Raw genomic sequence first — 16451 nt, 5'->3', positions numbered from 1 at the left:
TTTTAGGATAATTTCCATGAACATTGTATGGCTTGAGCACGTTTTTAAAGAGTACGCCCTGGGTGAGCAGTCCGTCCAGGCACTTAGAGATATTTCGCTGAATGTTGAAAACGGTGCTTTTCTCGCGATAGCAGGCCCTTCCGGTAGCGGCAAGTCAACATTGCTGAACCTGATCGGCTGCATTGATACTCCATCGCGAGGAAAAATATTTATTGAGGGTCAGGACATCAGTGGACAAACACCAGATGAACTGTCGGAACTCAGAGCGCGTACCATTGGCTTTATCTTCCAGACATTCAACCTATTTCCGGTTCTTTCCGCCCAGGAGAATGTGGAATACCCATTGCTGCAATTCAGGGAGTTGAGCGGGACGGAGCGCCGCAGTCGCGTTTCCGAATATCTTTCCATCGTCGGTTTATCAAAATTTGCCAATCATCGCCCCAATCAGCTTAGCGGGGGTCAACGGCAGCGGGTAGCGATTGCACGTGCCTTAGCGACACAACCGAAGATTGTGCTAGCGGATGAGCCTACCGCTAATCTCGACCATAAAACTGGGGAAGGCATTCTTCAGTTGATGAAAGATATTAACGACAGTTTAAAGACAGCCTTTATCTTTTCCACTCATGACAGACGTGTCATGGAGATGGCGAATCGGCTGGTACGCATCGAAGACGGGGAGATTCTGCGGCAGGATACAGGGGCGGAAGGAAAAAGCGAAACCCTGCCCAAAGTATGAGCTACGCGAAACAGGCCGGTTTTTGGGTGCCGACCAAAGCATAACGGATGGAACAGAGACGTCGCATTAAATACCTGGTCCTCCAGGCAGTATCGATTGTTATCTTTTCGCCCGTGCCTGGCTTTGCGGAGGTTCCTGTAATTCCCGACCTCACCGGAGCGGTAACAAAATCCTCTCATTCGTCTGCAGAAAACCTGGATGAGGCACCTTTATCCTTATCCTTATCCTTGTCTTTATCCATGTCTTCGTCCATGCGCGGAAAAATGGAAAAATCGGTGAGCAAGCCGGATACGTCTCGCCAGGACCAAAGCAATGTCAAGCAGGAACCTGAGGGTGAATCCTTGATCATCTCGTTGTCCCCAGTCCTTTCTTCGCTACAGGTTCAGTCGCAGGCTGAGGATAAGATTGCTGATTTCTCTGCACAGGTGAACGGTAGCGGGGAAAAAGAATTTGGCTCTCGTAGTTCGCTATTCGGGGACGGCGATCTCTCCAGGCAGGAACAGACGGAGCCCGTGTGGAAGAAATTGATTACAGGCTGGAGAGGTTTTTCGCAGCTTGAGCTTGCGGATAATTACGCGAATCCGGAGCATTTTTCCAAGGCCAAGCTGCGTACGGAATTGTCCCGCACGGGGCGATTCAACGAATACATAAACTGGAAAATAAGCGCTCGTTTCGATTATGACGCGGCCTATGACTTGTCCGATTTTTATCCCCCCGCTGTTCGCCGGAATCAGCGTTATGATTTTTTCATCCGCGAAAATTATGTGGATGTTTCCGCTGGCGATTTCGATTTTCGTCTTGGCCGTCAACACGTAATATGGGGAGAGATGGTAGGCCTGTTTTTTGCCGATGTCGTCTCAGCCAAAGACATGCGCGAGTTCCTCCTGCCGGCCTTCGATATTTTGCGTATTCCCCAGTGGGCGGTACGCGCTGAATACTCAAGGAATGATACTCATGCTGAGCTGCTGTGGATTCCTGTACCCACTCTTGACGAAAGCGGCAGGCCTGGCGCCGATTTTTACCCGGCGCCGTTGCGGAACATTGCATCTTTTTTGCCTGAGGATCGCTCCGGGCGCAACATCGGTAACTCGAATTACGGTTTTCGGTTGTCGCAACTCATTAATGGCTGGGACTTGTCAGCTTTTTACTATCATAGCCTGGATGCTGCGCCCACCTTTTATCGGGTGAGCGGACCGTTTGAATCGCTGGTTTTCCAGCCCCGTCATGATGAGATCGATCAAGTCGGCGGAACCCTTACCAAGGACTTCGGTTCGGTGGTCCTGAAAGGCGAACTGGTTTATACCGGGGGTCGAAAGTTCAATGTCTCTCGCCCGAGTGCGCTGGACGGCCTGGCGAGGCAAAATACGCTCGACTATGCGCTCGGTCTCGACTTCAGCTTGCCGGCTGACACGCGCCTGAATTTGCAGTTTTTCCAGCGCGTGTTTTTTGCCCACGACCGCGATAGCTTCGCAGACAGCGTGGAGAATGGCGCCAGCATTTTTGTTCATGCCAAGCCCTGGCCCAAATGGGAGACGCAAGTGTTGCTGGTTCATAGTCTGAATCGGAGTGACTGGATGTTCCGGCCGCGCATCTCATGGAATTTCGAGAAGAATTGGCGATGGGCATTGGGCGCCGACGTGTTCAGCGGAGAGCCGACAGGCTTTTTCGGCCGCTTTGAGCACAATGATCGTGTGTACACGGAAATGCGCTATTCATTCTGATCTTCCTGCTGCCATCACCTCGGCCGCAATAACGGGCAACAGCGCAAGGTGTCGAGTGGATGGCAGATCCTTGCTTCATGATCAGAGATTCTGCCGCAGGGCCTCAACCACCTGAACGCGGGAAACATGTCTTGCAGGAAAGACAGCGGCGAGTACCGTTGCCAGGATTCCGATGGAAAAGGATATCAGCAGGGTGGAGGGAACAACCTGGATATGAGCGGTGTAGCCCATGTTGGCATTGGGTGGCGGCGGCATCGGAATTCCGATTGCAGATATAATCAACGCCAGCGCCACGCCAATGGCAAGCCCAATGGTGCTGCCGAGGACGCCGAGCAATACGTTTTCAATCATGATCATGCGAAAGACGTCACTGCTGCGGTTGCCAAGCGCCATCATCGTGCCAAACTCTCCCATTCGCTCGAAAATGCTCATGTTCACGCTGTTGGCCACACTGAGCAGAACCATGACAAGAATGACAAGTTGCAGCACACCGAATTGGCCTTTGTACAGCTCTACCGTTTTTTCGTAGAAATCGTTCAGTTCGACCCAGGTCTTGATTTCCAATCCGGAAGATCCAAGCTGCTCCTCCAGCAGAGCGGCGATGGAGTTGGTATCATCGGTCTTTTTGAGCGTTACAACGAGCGCGTTTACGTTCCGAGTGCCGAGCAACTCCTGCGCGGCGGCTAAAGGAATTTTTATCGCTCGCGCATCGTAATCATTGGAGAAACTCTGAAATACTCCAATCACCTCCAGATCGATACTATTCAGAGCACCTTCGAGAGTATTTGCCAGCAGGGTGACGTTATCCCCCGGCTTCAATTTCAACACTTGTGCAACACCCTGTCCGAGTAGCATACCGAAAGTATCATTGTCTTCAAGTTGGCGTCCTGCGATGATGGAGACAGAACTTCCCAGTCTTGCCTCTTGCGCAGGTTCCACGCCTTCCCCGATGATGGGCAAATCGCTGCGGCCGTTGCTAAGGAGGCCGGAGAAGTTCAACCGCGCCATCACATTTTCGACACTCGTCTGAGCCGCGATGCGTTGTTTGACCGCCTCGGGATCGGCAATCAGATATCTTTCGGGTGCACGCGTTCCCTCAGCAAAAAAACCTTTTTTATAGATTTGTAGATGTCCTGATTGTGAATGGATCAGAGCTTCCGATAAAGTAACGAAAACGTCATTCACCCATCCCCCGGCAAGGATAAGACCCGCGACTCCAGCCATGATGGCCACCAGCGTCATCGCGGTATGTGACTTCTGCCGAAAAACGCTACGCAGTGCAAGTTTGAACATCGCTGTCGGGTGCTATCGGTTGTGGCGCAGCGCATCGACGATATTCATTCGCGATGCGCGCCAAGCCGGGTAGATGCTGGCAGCGAGAGTGGTGCCGATGGCAAGTGCCAACGATTGCAGCGCTATGTCTGGAGTAACCAGAATCTGCCCGGTATAGCCTCTCGCCATGCCGGGGGGAGGGGGCATGGGAATTCCAATGCTGGAGATGACCCCACTCAACAGCAGCCCTAGTGCTAGTCCCAGCAACCCGCCTGCACTCCCGATGAGAATGCCTTCTGCCAGGAAAAGGCGCATGATGCCTATGCGCTTCACCCCTAGGGCGAGGGAAGTGCCGATTTCACCTATCCGCTCCATAACATTCATTGTCATCGTGTTGGTAATGCTAAGAAGGATAATGATGGCGATGATTATTCGGATACCGTGAATTTGCTTGGTGAACAGGGACACAGTTTTGTTATAGAAATCCGCCAGCGAATACCAGGGAACAATCTCCAGGTCATCATTTTTCAATTTGTTGCGCAATGCTGTAAGCATGGTATCAGTTTGTGCTGTGTCATTCAGCAACACCGCCCATACATGGGCACCGTTAGTACGCAGGAGCCGGTGCGCCATCTCGATGGGGACGCGAATAGCAGCATCATCATAAGATTTGGTAACCGTGGAGAACAGGCCTCGGATGGTAACTTCTACCGCGTTCGTTCCTCTCGACGCGGTTGTAGCCAGCAGTATGACATGATCGCCAACCTTGACACCAAGATTGCGTGCAAGTCCCTCGCCTACTATGATCCCTGATGAATGTTCAGCGGAAAGGTTCTGGCCTGCCGAGATTTGTACGGCATTGCCGAATACTGCTTGTTCTTGGGGACTGACCCCGTCACCGATAAAGGAAACGGTGGATTCGCCATGGCTGATCAAGCCGCTGAACGAGAGCCGAGGCGCGACAGTTTTTATGCGATGGGACTCTCCCCCCTTCTCGAGTTCGGGCATGGCTTGCGGAAGCAGAAAGGCATTGGGGTCGGCCTTGCCTGCCTCAAAGTAGCCCGGACGCGTGATTTGCAGGTGGCCCAGGTGCGAGTTGATGGTTGATTCCCGGAAATCCAGGAAAATCCAGGCAATGAAACCATTTGCCAGGATAAGGGCTGAGATGCCGAACGTAACGGCGCCAATAGCGATCATGCTGCGCCGTTTTTGACGTGCGATATTGCGATAGGCCAGTTTGAAATCGAGCCAGAATATTTTCACGAGGACGTCCTTCTACTCATTATCAAGGTTATAGTTATATATTGTTAGTATACCGGCCTTCGGCCCCACTTCCTGTCGCGTTGACCCATCATTTGGTTGAGCGTATATTTAAACCAAATTCTGAAAGTTTATCCTATGCGGCGAAAGCGTTTACTGTATACAATCGTCGTGCTCGAAAGCATCTTTGTTGTCTTCCCATCCCCTCTCGTCTTAAGAATTATTCCCCTGCGTCCGATTTAAAATGCAGGTATTTAACCGAACCCGAGGTAAATTGTCGCACGCATCGGTCGTAAAATCTTTTAATGAAAGACGCTATGGATACCAAATCCTTTATCTATAACGAGGCATTTTCCCGCAACATCGGCTGGGTGACGCGGCGAGAGCAGGATGAGCTACGCCAGAAGCGGATAGCGATCGCCGGCCTGGGGGGGGTGGGCGGTGTGCATCTTTTGACGCTCTGCCGGCTGGGCATAGGCAAATTCCACTTGGCGGATTTCGATACCTACGATCTCGCGAACTTCAATCGACAGATTGGGGCTGGCGTCAGTACGCTTGGCCGCGCAAAGCTGGAAGTCATGATACAACAGGCGCGGGATATCAACCCCGAGCTAGAAATTACAGGATTCGCTGAAGGAGTCACCCCCGATAACCTCGACAGCTTTCTCGGAGGAGTGGATATTTACATCGATGGACTCGATTTCTTCGCCTTCCAGATTCGACAGCAGGTTTTTTCCGCCTGTGAAGCAAAAGGCGTGCCTGCCGTGACTGCCGCCCCTCTGGGCATGGGTGCGGCTGTGCTCAATTTTCTGCCAGGGGGTATGAGCTTTGACGATTATTTTCACCTCGACGAGGGTACCGAAGCGGAAAAACCTTTGCGCTTTCTCATGGGCCTCGCGCCGGCGAGGCTACAAATGCGCTATCTGGCGGACCCGTCCACGGTCGACTTGGCGAGCCGCAGGGGTCCATCCACAATCATGGCCTGCCAGTTCTGCGCCGGCGCTGCAGCGACCGAAGCCCTGAAAATCCTCCTTGGACGAGGCCCGGTTCGAGCGGCGCCGAAAGGATATCACTTTGACGGGTACCTCAACAGGCTGGCGCTTACGTGGCGGCCATGGGGGAATCGCAATCCTTTAAACCGTCTCGCAATCTCGATTGGGCGCCGCAAGCTGGGCCTCGGCTGAACCTTCAATATCTTTCCGAGATAGCCCTCCTTCATCCCGTTTTCCCGGTTTTCCACCGAGGCACAACCGCGATGACTTCCGAGGACAGGAAATCTTGTACGGCCGTGCTCTCAGGGTAATATCTTTCGCGCCGGTCGATAAATTTTACAGTAATTGTCGCCATTCTTGCACTGCGCCCTATCTTCTGGATGGATTCGGATCGCTGAATCGGCTCGTTTTCTCCGTCATTCGCCTCCCAGCAGGCCATTACAACCGGTTCCTCTGCACATTCTAGGGGGAAATACTCTGCACATTCCGCGGTGGAATATCTTGGAACATGGATCACAGCGACACTTCGACCTGTTTGTCGAATTTCTTTACATATTTGCCCTGATAAAACCTTTCAAGACCTTTCAAGAGCTGAAAGCTGAAATGCGGTAAATTTTATTATTATTATTATTCAGACAATTACATTGTCCTGCCTACTTTATGGCACGATGCATGCTTGCAGTTAGATCGACAGTTGCCTAAGGAGTTGCGTTGTGGCCGCTGTAAAACTGCAAAAAGGTTACTGTAAAAAAACTGATTAGTTTAATCTTTATAGGGACGAATCATGAATACGAAATTGAAACCGATTGTTGCTGCCGTGGGACTGGGGTTGGCGCTTGTTGCTGGATCATCAGTTGCTGCCGTTACCCTTTTTAGTCCTCTTACCAAATTTGAAGATAATGACGTGGACTTCATCCTGGACGGTAACGGTACGCCAGATACCTTTGATGTCGGCGACACTCTGATCGCCGTTTTTGAAATAGATCAGACTGTAGATGTCTTTGGCACCGCGTCTGTCAGTCTTGCACCCCAGGAACTGAGCGGGATCGCAGCGGTCACCCTGACTGGCTTCACTGATCTGGATGGCGCGGGTGGCGCTAATGACATGATCTTCAGCCCTTATGGCCCCGGTTTAAACTCTCTCCTTCCCGCCGGAATTACTGTGACAGGAGGAGGCGCAGGCGGCGGGGCGGTAGCTGCTTTGTGGCTGGACGATACCCAAAATCTTGACGTCCTCGGCGCCACAAACTGTACCAGTATGGCGGATTGTATTTCCAGAGCGAGTGGGGGTAGCCTGTTTGAGGTGGATGGGTTTACCTCAGGAGACGGAGATGAGTTTTGGGTTGCTCTGAATGCGCAAACCAACATACCCCTTGTCTTGGACTCCGGTACCGGCTTCACTGCCGCAAACGTCAATTTTGGTCTCAGTATCCTGGATAGTGGACCCAATTCATACGGTCTCCAGGCATGCTCCGGCTTCTTCGCATCGCTTTGCGCTAACGCGCCGTTGGATCCTAATGGCGGCGTCTTGGATGGCATGCTCGGCGTCCTTGGCTCCGGCACTGTGCAGGGTGGTCAGGGCTTGAATGCCGGTGTAATTGCAGACGGCGGCTTCGCACATAGCGACATTGACTTCACGAAAGCTCCTCAAATTCCGGAACCCGCAACCTTGGCTCTTCTGGGCCTGGGCCTGCTCGGTATGGGCGCTGTCCGCAGAAGGGTGTAAGAAAGTATGCTGAATCCTTCAGCTTTGAAAAAAAGCCTCCACATCCTGGAGGCTTTTTTGCTCTTAACCTGGAAAGTCGGCATGGTACAAGCGAACAAGAGGCAGTGGCTTCAGGGTTGCAGCACGTAGCGCCCGAGGATTGTGCTTCACTCACGTGTTAAGAATTTCTACTGCTTATCCTACTAAAGTCTTATCCCAATCCATTGCATCCATCAATGAGATAAGGATTTAAAAGGCAGTAATAAGTCTAGAATTTCACGCTGACCCGCCAGAGATTCCGCTTGGTTGTTGCCTGTTTGTTCCCATGCCTGTTACTCAGTTAAGGGAGGCCTGAACATAGCGTTCGAGGGTGTGTGCCACTCTGTATTCCTCTGGCCCGGTGAGGAAATAAGCGTAAAGTGATCTTTGCTTGGGTTCGCGTGTGCCGGCCAGCCCGGAAACCTCTCGGTCGACATAGTCCAGATCCAGATGCAATAGCACCGCAGGGGCGTTGACCCGTTGACAGGTGCGAGTTTCACCGATCTGTTGGAATCCCAACAAGCGCTTATAGTAGGCCGCGTGGCGCGGATTAACCTCAATCACGAAATCCGTCGCCTTTTCGACAATGCGCCCGTATATATAAGCGAGATTAAACAGGGAAGCAAGCAACTCCTTCGATCCATGATCGGGATTAATTGCGAGTTTGGAAAGCTCGCAAATTTTCCGATTTTCAGCGCGTAGAGCCATGATTTCCCCCCCATACAGCGCATCAACCAGGAGGCCCTCTGTTGAATCAGACCCGATCGTAAGTGTGCCGACAACTTGTCGTCCGATCGATGCCTCAAGCGTGAGTTGATTGGGATCGCGGGATGAAATGATTGTATTCTCAGTATGATAACCCCGCCAGGAGTACATGCTCTTGATTAGTTTGTTCACCATACTGCAACGCCGGGGTGAATTTGCCACGCAAATACTGTAATTGCCTTGCATAAAAATACATTTGGGATCGGTGATACGAATGCCTCGATTCTCATCCGTAAATGGGTCCACAGATGGCGGTAAATAAGTCCCCTTAAAACCATTTTCGTTATGATGTAATTGCATTATCGTATTCCTGAGTTTGCCCATTAGCAGAATCCGGAATGCCGCGCTGGATGTTATAGGCGATGGGATTGCCTTGTTCTTTAGCGCTACGCAAGCTTCTTAACGGGCGGTGAAAAAAGTGATTACGGAATGAACGGTGAGAGCAGGTTGCCGGGAATTCTGTTGCTCTGTTTGAAATCAATGACAGCAACGAACGTTAGAGGCAATCTTGCCTGCCTTAGATCAAGCACAAACCGTGCCAGGCTTTTATATCGTTAGAATCAGGCGGTGAGAAGCGGTGTCAAAGGTAAAATATGTCGCCAAACGGGGCCAGAAATCAGCGTGTAATGATAATTGGTTGTTTTTTCGTTTATTTTCTTGTCTCTTAAAAGCGACAAGAAAAAACAGTAAAAATTCTTTTTCTTTTGGAAATTCGGTATACCGGCTAAGATTAGGGGAGACCGGAGAGGATGATCAATGGGGATGGGAGAACTGCGATTTTAAGCTTTAAGGCTTGCAGAGTCATCGTACTGACGGTGGGGTTGCGCCTATTGGTATTCTCATGCTACCAATGTAAATTGCACGTTGCGACCGGTCAGAGCGTTGCTCCAACTGTTCGCTGATATTTTTGGAAATACGGATCGTCGAGAGCTTGGCAATCTTCGGAAGGTGGCAATTCAGAATAGCGCGGACGAGGATGCTCTGGCATCCTGGAATATTGTCTCCAAGGGCAACCTTTCGGATCTGACCGGGCTCAGTTTGGGATAGCCGATGCGCAGGATCATGTGCAGCATTTCGCGGGGTTGCAGCGCGAGCAGGGTTCGCGTTTCCTCTTCTACCTTGCTCATCCTTGCTTCAAATCCTGCAGTTACTTTTCCTGTGGAAAACCGGTTGATCTGGTCTGTGACAACATAATAGGGGTGCACGCCGATACCCTGCAGGTTCAATTCCATCCACACCCGCTCCATCAAACGTCCACCGCATATGATGTTCCGCGGATTACCTTGTCCGATTATACAGAGCAGTGCCGGAGCCTTGGCGGGCAGAGAGGCTTCTATCAGAGCCATGAGTTTGTGAAGACCCAGGCGGTTGAGTGAGGCCATTCGTTTCCAATTAGCGATAAATCGAAAAAAATGCCTTCCTCCCGGCGGGAGCCCCAGACTAGCAATATCCAGTCCGTCTCCACGAGCAGCATCCGCGGGAGTGAAGCGGAGACTGCTGATCAGCCATTCATGCAACTCCTCGGTGCAAAATCGAGCTTCGGAACATACTTGTACCAGCCGAGCCATTCGCGATTTCTCTACAGGATCGACAAGCAGAGAGATTCTGCTGGGGCCTTCGTGATAATTCCCCAATTGATCAAGAAGTCCTTCGGGAAGCGCATCAGAACGAAAAGGAAAGCGATTCGTATGACGCCGTAGCGGCCCCTCCGGTGTCACAAAGTTTGCCGGAGCGCCGTGCAGCGTAACGGAAGCATAGGGTTGCCCGGTTTCAGGGGCAGCAGGCAAGCGCCATTCAGCAGATATGGCATTGGCGGAAATCACCGCTTGTATGTTTTCAATCACCGCCCCTACCGAAATCAATGTCGCATGGCTATCGACAGGAAATACGCTTTTCGCCCTGTCGCGTCCTGCGAAGACAATCGCCACTTCATCGCCATTCCAACGCAGCATCCACGGCTGTGTGTTATCGGCGGACGGGGCCCGCGCGGCGACGGCTGCAAGTTTGCGTACCCAATTTATGTCCATGTGTATGCGAGAGGAGAATAATCGGAGTCGCGAGACGTATTAAATATACTATGAAAAAACCCCTCCTCCCATGGGGAGGAGGGGTTCGTCATCCCCGATGATAAGGGAAAGTATCAGGAATAGCGCCTACGGACGGCTCCCATAGCGAACAAGCCGACGCCGATCAGCGCAAGCGAAGCAGGTTCCGGCACCGGCACTCTGTTGAAGTCTACTCCACCCGTAGCCTGGCCGATGGACGTCAAATTACCGTTTCTAATAGGCCCTTGTCCTGTATTGTTGAACTCCGAGAAGGCTATGTTGAAAAACGGGACAGGCGCGATAAAAAACTTTTTACCATCATCGGTTAATTCGATGGTGCTGACCGCATTCAGATAGGCTCCGCCTCCACTGTTGAAACCCGATGTGCCACTTATCAGACTTCCAGTGGCGATCAGGATATCATTGTCCCCAACATCCACATAGGACGGGCTCGGAGTTGCGCGCATGGCGTCAGCAAAAGTGAAGGTATTTCCAAACCCAGGATCATAGAACATCTGATAATCCAGTTGGGTGAGAGTGTTGACGCTGTCGTTACCATCAAGGGTGCCGCTAGAGAGCACATCTGTCAGGGTAAAAGTAAGGAAGACCCCGTAGTTGATTAGCAGGCCAGAGGTGAGGGGGGATACCGGATTTGGGTCATTGAAACTGGTGAACTGAAGCCAGCCTGTGCCGGTGTGGCCTCCTGCAGCGCTGGTGAGAAGCGTCGACGAGATGCCACTCATCAAGGTGGCATCAAAAGCACTCTTGGGAGCGCCAAGTCCACTAGGATCGACGGTAAATACAGGTGCTGCCGATGCGGCGGAAACCATCCCCAGTCCCAGCATCGCTCCGACAGTAGCTCCCCATAGATTTTTGTGTATTTTTTTCATATGCCTTCCTTATTAGGTTACTTGTTACTTAGATTGTTACGAATCTCTACTCTTGTACGGCAATTTAAAGAACATTGCCTATCCAGTAACAAGCATAAATCATGCCATAAAATATTAACCATTTTAATCAATCTCTTAAATGATTTTCCTCCTCGTCTTCCTGCTCATCTGTAAGATTATTCGGCAAAGCTGCTTCGACCGAATCAGGCCTGGACACGGATTCGCGAAACGCTTTGCGCGTGTGCTGCAGCAAGATTTTGAACAATGCGAAAATCGACCAGGAAGTGCTGGCGCGCCAAAGCTGAAGGATACCCTGCACTGACCGTTACTGCGGTCAGTGCAGGGTCAGTGAGTCCGCAAGACAATCGCTTACTGTATCTGTTTTAACAACGCCTGAGCCTCGTCCATTTCAGCAAAACGTTTTCCACTGGCAAGCGTCTGCTCAAGTTCTTTTCGGGCTTTAGCATTATTGCCCGATTTGGCCAAGCCATACGCCAGATGGTAACGAATTGCCGGCATTTCCGGGGCGAGGGAGATCGCCTTTTGGAGGAGTGGGAGACCGCGCCCCGTATTCCCCTGCTCAACCAGTATCCATCCTAGGGTGTCCAATATGGCAGGGCTTTCAGGAGCCAGCTGGTAGGCTTTTTCAGCATATTCCAGCGCCAGCGGGTCTTTTTCCTGCTGATATGCAGAAGCCAGGTTGTTCAGAGCAGGCACATACTTGGGGTGCTGTTGCACGATAACCTTGTATTGTTCTATAGCGGGTTTGGGCTGGTCGTTCATAAGATAAAATTCGGCAAGATACATACGGGTGGAGGCATCGTCGGGGTGTTCCTTTAACCATTGGAGTAAGCGGGGTGTAGCTTCCTTACTTTTCCCGGCTTGGTGGAGCGATGCGTGAAGTTTGATCAATAAGGCCGGATTTTTGTTGATCTTGAATGCGTGCTCATACGCTTTTGCGGCAAGGGCGGGGTTTTTTTGTTTCAGCATTAGATCACCCTCTGCTATGTAGCCCGCAGGTGAGCTTTTGTGTTGTTTCTGAACTTGATGCGCCGTTGCAATTGCTTTCTCATAATTATTCTGACTCGCTTCAATTGCGATCTGTGCCAATTGCGCAGCCAGGTAATCGGGTTTTATAGCCAGTGACTTCTTCAGTGCATCTGATGCGGCGGAAGGGTTCCCCATTGCCATATGCACCGAGGCGACGCGGAATTGAGCAAGAGCGGACTCCGGTTGTACGGCAGCGAGCTTGGTATAGCTCTCCAGAGCGGCTGCCTTGTCATTGTTAGCCAGTTGAGCCTGTGCCAGTAAATCCAGCACGGCCGGCTCCTTGGGATGCGTCCCTTGCAATTTCTTGCCTAGAGCCAGCGCTTTCTGTTTTTCGCCTAGACGAAGATAATGTGACCCAAGCAGGATGGCTGGCTGAAGGATATCCGGATTTGCTTGCATTGCTCGTTCCAGCCACTCGGTCGCCTCCTTTTTTTGTCCCTGGTTGAGAGCAAGACCTGCCAGCGCGGCCATGGCTTGGCTATTCTTTTTGTCTTTTTCCAGGATAGCTTCGAAGCGTTTCTTCGCCATTTCCGGCTTATTATCCTGCACATCCAGTTGGGCCAGATTAGCGGCAGCTGGAAAGTAGGATGGCTGGATGGCAAGCGCCTTTTCAAAACTGGCACGCGCATTTCCCATATCCTTCTTGCCGAGATAGATACCGCCTTTCAGGTTTTGGATGAGCGGATTATCCGGGTTCTCCTTCTCCAGTACCTTTGCCGCAGCGAGCGCCTTGTCGAATTCCTTGAGGCCGTAAATGGGTCATGACCAGCAGGATTCCTGCCCGCGGCGATTTGGGGTCGAGTTTTGTCGCCGTCTCCAATTCGGAGATGGCGCGAGCACTCTCGCCCTGTCCCATCCTGCTCATGCTTAACGCAGTATGAAGCACAGCGTTTTTCGGGGCGATATCACTTGCCTTTTCAAAATACTCCGTTGCTTTTGCAAAATCCTGGGCCTGCATGTAAGCCTCGCCCGCGATGGCGAATAACTGAGGATCCTCTTTCACTTTTTTGAGCGACGGGCTCAGGACCTCGATCGCGCGTTGCGTTTCGCGATTTTTCAACAGCACGGAAGCGAGCAGCTTGCGTGCGTAAACATTATTCGGGTCCTTTTTCAGATAATGTTTCAGGTGTTGCTCTGCTTGCGGCATGGATCCAAGAGCAATCTGCACCGCACCCGCAAGTAACACGCTGGGCATGTGCTCCGGGGCTTTGCTGAGTATCTGCTGAAGCGACTCCAGCGCGGCAGCAGGCTTCTGCTGGGTGTAATCCAGCAAAGCCTGGGTATATAACACGCTTAGACTCGAGCCGAGCTTGCGTGCCGCGTCAAGGTCTGCCTTTGCGGCATCGAACTTCCCTGTGCCGATTTCTATGAACGCCTTGTTGATATAGGCAGCCGCCATGTTCGGCTTGAGCTTCGCCACGTGGTCGTAGGCAGCCAGGGCCTCCTCGAGCTTGCCTTGTATGCTCAGAAGGTCGCCCTTGAACAACCATGCGTCGATATTTTGCGGACTGCGGGAAACCGCCTGTTCGGAGAGATTCGTTGCAGTTTCGACATCCCTTTGCAGCAGGGAATATTTCGCAAGGCCGATTAACGCATCGGCAAAATCCGGATTTTGTCCAAGCGCCTGCTCGAATAGTGCCTTCGCCTCCGAAGCCTTACCCAACCCGAGCTGTGCATTCCCCCGGAGCGTGAGTATCTGCGCTGACTTTGTTTTGTCGGCCAGTTCTTTCGTTTCATCCAGGACTTGTTGATAGGCTCCTAGCTTGAGCAACGTTTGCCCCAGTTCGGGAAGCACCGTGCCGGCATCCATGCCCAGGCTTAATGCCTTGCGAAGCTCTTTCTCTGCGGATTGAAAATCTCCGGTCTTGTTGTAAATGGTACCAAGGAGGTAGCGCGCTTCGGGATCCTCCGGGTTCTGTTGCAAAGCATTTTTAAGCTGGATGATGGCTGCCTTGTGGTCCCCTTTTTCCTCGTAGCGCTTCGCGTCCGCCATCAGTTTCGCCGGGTCCTCCACTTTGTTACAGCCCTGCATGCATCCTGCGGTGAGGGCGGCAGCGATTGCAAGCGTCAGTCCGGTCTTTTTTAAAGCAGTCTTCCTAAAAGCGCGCATGTAAATTCCCTTTTCCGAATCAGCGACCAGGTCCACCTTCAAACTCTTGCATCTCTGCAGCCAGTACTCAACTTTACACCTCTGTGCGGTCCCAGTGAAACGAGGACTGTTCGATTTCGGGAGGACAATCGATGTCCATGTTTTCCATTGGTTTTGCCAGTGCTATTACGGCTCGTCAGCCTGAATATAAAGTGCGACAGGATAAGTCGTTCGCCCCGGCTTCCTTGATACCCGCACTCAAATGGCAGAGTTCGAGTAAACTTAGCGTAGAAATATAGCAAGAGATCAGGATATCGTGTAGAAAAGATGATCTTGTGCCTCCGGTTCGTTTGCAGTGGTTATCGGCGGTCGCTGAGACTGCGGAGCAGAGTAGTCTACAGTGGTCTATAGTATTGTATTGCGAGATCTGGATGGAGGTTGTGGACAGAAGTTTTCCTCCCAAAGCTCAAAGGAGCCAGTTCCTGCCTAGCCGCGTTCGGAGTTGTGGGCCGGCCAGGGTCGCAAGCTATCGATGTGCGCGCACCCAGTCACGCCACTGCATGAAAAGGTTCAGATCGAGGGCGGCAATGGCTGAGCGCTGCCAGAGGGGCTCGGCCCAGAAATCATCCTCGTTCAAACCGCACATGTGACCGCCCGCTTCTTCCAGAATCAAGCTGCCCGCGGCGTAGTCCCATAGTTTTTGCCCGCCGTGCAGATACAAGTCAAAGCGCCCGGCGGCTGTATAACACCATTCCAAGGCACAAGACCCGAAGTTCCGGTGGGAGGAAAACGGCTTTGCAGTAGAGATTTCCTGTGCAAGCCTGCGACCAAGCCGTTTCAGGTCCACGCTCGCGATTGCCCCCCATAGCGGCGGTACATCCTCCTTTATCGGCAATTTTTCCCCATTCAGGAATGCGCCCCTGCCTTTTTCGGCGTAGAACATTTCATCCGCCACTGGATTGTAAACCACTCCCAGCACGCTTCTGCCGTGTTGCATCAGTGCTACTGAAACGGCAAAGTAGGACAATCCGTTGACGAAATTGGAAGTCCCGTCTATCGGATCCATGCACCAAAGTCCCGCATCGCCTTCCCGCCACTGGGCGACCTGCTCGTTTTCCGTCATTTCTTCTCCCACCACCGGACCAGGATAGATTTTTCTCAACTCACGTGAGAGCGTTTCCTGGGTGGCAAGATCAGCTTCCGTAAACAGGCTTCCATCGCCCTTGCGCTGCCGCGCAACTTTCATATAGCGCGGCAGAATTTCCTGCTGGGCAACTGCTTTGACAGCAGCGATAACTGCATCAATCACCGGCTAGTCCGCTCGCCATTTGATGGAGCAGCCGATGCTGGGAATCTGATCCTCAGGACCGGCGCCAGTGCGGGTTACCTGGAGCATTCCTTCGAAAAGGTCGCGTCGTGCGTCTGCGGGCGCGGCTTCCTTTCGGGAAGCATCCAGGCGTCCGCGATACTGCAATTCGAGTTTGTGATTGAAGCCGAAAAAATCCGGCGTGCAGACTGCGCCATATGCCTTTGCTACTTCCTGGGTTTTATCCCAGACATAGGGAAAGGGATAGGCATATTCCCGGGCTACGCGCCCCATGTTTTCAAATGAATCCTCGGGGTAGTCCGATGGATCGTTCGACATGATCGCGATAGCGCCGATACCCTGCTCACGCAATTCGTTGACGTCGCGGATGATGCGTTCGTGCACGGCCTTCACATAAGGGCAATGATTGCAGATGAACATCACCAGCAACCCTTTTTCACCCTTGACCGAGGCCAGATTGTATTGTTTTCCATCTACTCCCGGTAAATCGAAGTCAATTGCTTTCCAGCCGAAATCACAGACCGGTGTTTCCAGGCTCGCCATATTTTCCCCCAGATTTC

At 52.0% G+C, this 16451-nt stretch carries 13 protein-coding genes; 4 read left to right on the top strand and 9 right to left on the bottom strand.

Annotated features, from left to right (window positions below; translation table 11 throughout):
- The first annotated feature begins 16 nt into the window (after positions 1–16).
- Positions 17–736: an ABC transporter ATP-binding protein gene (locus C8R21_RS00880; RefSeq protein ID WP_107760998.1), complete on the top strand. Its 720-nt coding sequence runs from the start codon at positions 17–19 to the stop codon at positions 734–736.
- Positions 737–783: 47 nt separating this feature from the next.
- On the top strand, positions 784–2457 hold the full coding sequence (locus C8R21_RS00875) for a DUF1302 family protein (RefSeq protein ID WP_107760997.1): 1674 nt from the start codon (positions 784–786) through the stop codon (positions 2455–2457).
- 81 nt (positions 2458–2538) lie between these two features.
- Here C8R21_RS00875 and C8R21_RS00870 read toward each other — a convergent pair whose 3' ends face one another.
- Complete coding sequence (locus C8R21_RS00870) at positions 2539–3750, bottom strand: ABC transporter permease (RefSeq protein ID WP_107760996.1); 1212 nt, start codon at positions 3748–3750, stop codon at positions 2539–2541.
- Between the two features lie 12 nt (positions 3751–3762).
- On the bottom strand, positions 3763–4992 hold the full coding sequence (locus tag C8R21_RS00865; protein ID WP_258192179.1) for an ABC transporter permease: 1230 nt from the start codon (positions 4990–4992) through the stop codon (positions 3763–3765).
- A gap of 302 nt (positions 4993–5294) precedes the next feature.
- On the opposite strand from C8R21_RS00865, the gene C8R21_RS00860 reads away from it, so the two are divergent.
- Together C8R21_RS00860 and C8R21_RS00850 are read left to right on the top strand one after the other, a co-directional pair.
- Positions 5295–6173: a ThiF family adenylyltransferase gene (locus C8R21_RS00860; RefSeq protein WP_258192178.1), complete on the top strand. Its 879-nt coding sequence runs from the start codon at positions 5295–5297 to the stop codon at positions 6171–6173.
- A 592-nt stretch (positions 6174–6765) separates the two neighbouring features.
- A complete protein-coding gene (locus C8R21_RS00850) occupies positions 6766–7707 on the top strand; it encodes a PEP-CTERM sorting domain-containing protein (protein ID WP_107760993.1) in 942 nt (313 codons plus the stop codon).
- A gap of 315 nt (positions 7708–8022) precedes the next feature.
- Here C8R21_RS00850 and C8R21_RS00845 read toward each other — a convergent pair whose 3' ends face one another.
- The 7 genes from C8R21_RS00845 to C8R21_RS00815 form a co-directional block, all read right to left on the bottom strand.
- Positions 8023–8814, bottom strand: a complete 792-nt coding sequence (locus C8R21_RS00845) for an N-acyl amino acid synthase FeeM domain-containing protein (RefSeq protein WP_146162423.1) — start codon at positions 8812–8814, stop codon at positions 8023–8025.
- Positions 8815–9446: 632 nt separating this feature from the next.
- Positions 9447–10517, bottom strand: coding sequence for a hypothetical protein (locus C8R21_RS00840; RefSeq protein WP_107760991.1), 1071 nt, complete (start codon positions 10515–10517; stop codon positions 9447–9449).
- Between the two features lie 113 nt (positions 10518–10630).
- Positions 10631–11425: a flocculation-associated PEP-CTERM protein PepA gene (gene pepA / locus C8R21_RS00835; RefSeq protein ID WP_107760990.1), complete on the bottom strand. Its 795-nt coding sequence runs from the start codon at positions 11423–11425 to the stop codon at positions 10631–10633.
- A gap of 369 nt (positions 11426–11794) precedes the next feature.
- Complete coding sequence (gene prsT, locus C8R21_RS16290) at positions 11795–13183, bottom strand: XrtA/PEP-CTERM system TPR-repeat protein PrsT (RefSeq protein ID WP_258192186.1); 1389 nt, start codon at positions 13181–13183, stop codon at positions 11795–11797.
- Entirely contained in the window at positions 13161–14585 is a 1425-nt protein-coding gene (gene prsT, locus C8R21_RS16285; protein WP_258192177.1) for an XrtA/PEP-CTERM system TPR-repeat protein PrsT, read from the bottom strand. The genes prsT (C8R21_RS16290) and prsT (C8R21_RS16285) overlap by 23 nt, the downstream gene beginning before the upstream one ends.
- 505 nt (positions 14586–15090) lie before the next feature.
- The gene (locus C8R21_RS00820) at positions 15091–15873 is read right to left on the bottom strand and encodes an inositol monophosphatase family protein (protein WP_107760988.1); all 783 of its coding nucleotides are present in this window, start codon (positions 15871–15873) and stop codon (positions 15091–15093) included.
- A 3-nt stretch (positions 15874–15876) separates the two neighbouring features.
- Positions 15877–16434 carry a thioredoxin family protein gene (locus tag C8R21_RS00815; protein WP_107760987.1) on the bottom strand — a complete coding sequence of 186 codons (558 nt, stop codon included), beginning with the start codon at positions 16432–16434 and terminating at the stop codon, positions 15877–15879.
- Between the last annotated feature and the right edge of the window lie 17 nt (positions 16435–16451).

Origin of the sequence: Nitrosospira multiformis (assembly GCF_003050865.1) — a bacterium.
Lineage (GTDB): Bacteria > Pseudomonadota > Gammaproteobacteria > Burkholderiales > Nitrosomonadaceae > Nitrosospira > Nitrosospira multiformis_E.
Note: the sequence above shows the minus strand (reverse complement) of the source record. Positions and strands in the feature narration are given on the sequence as shown.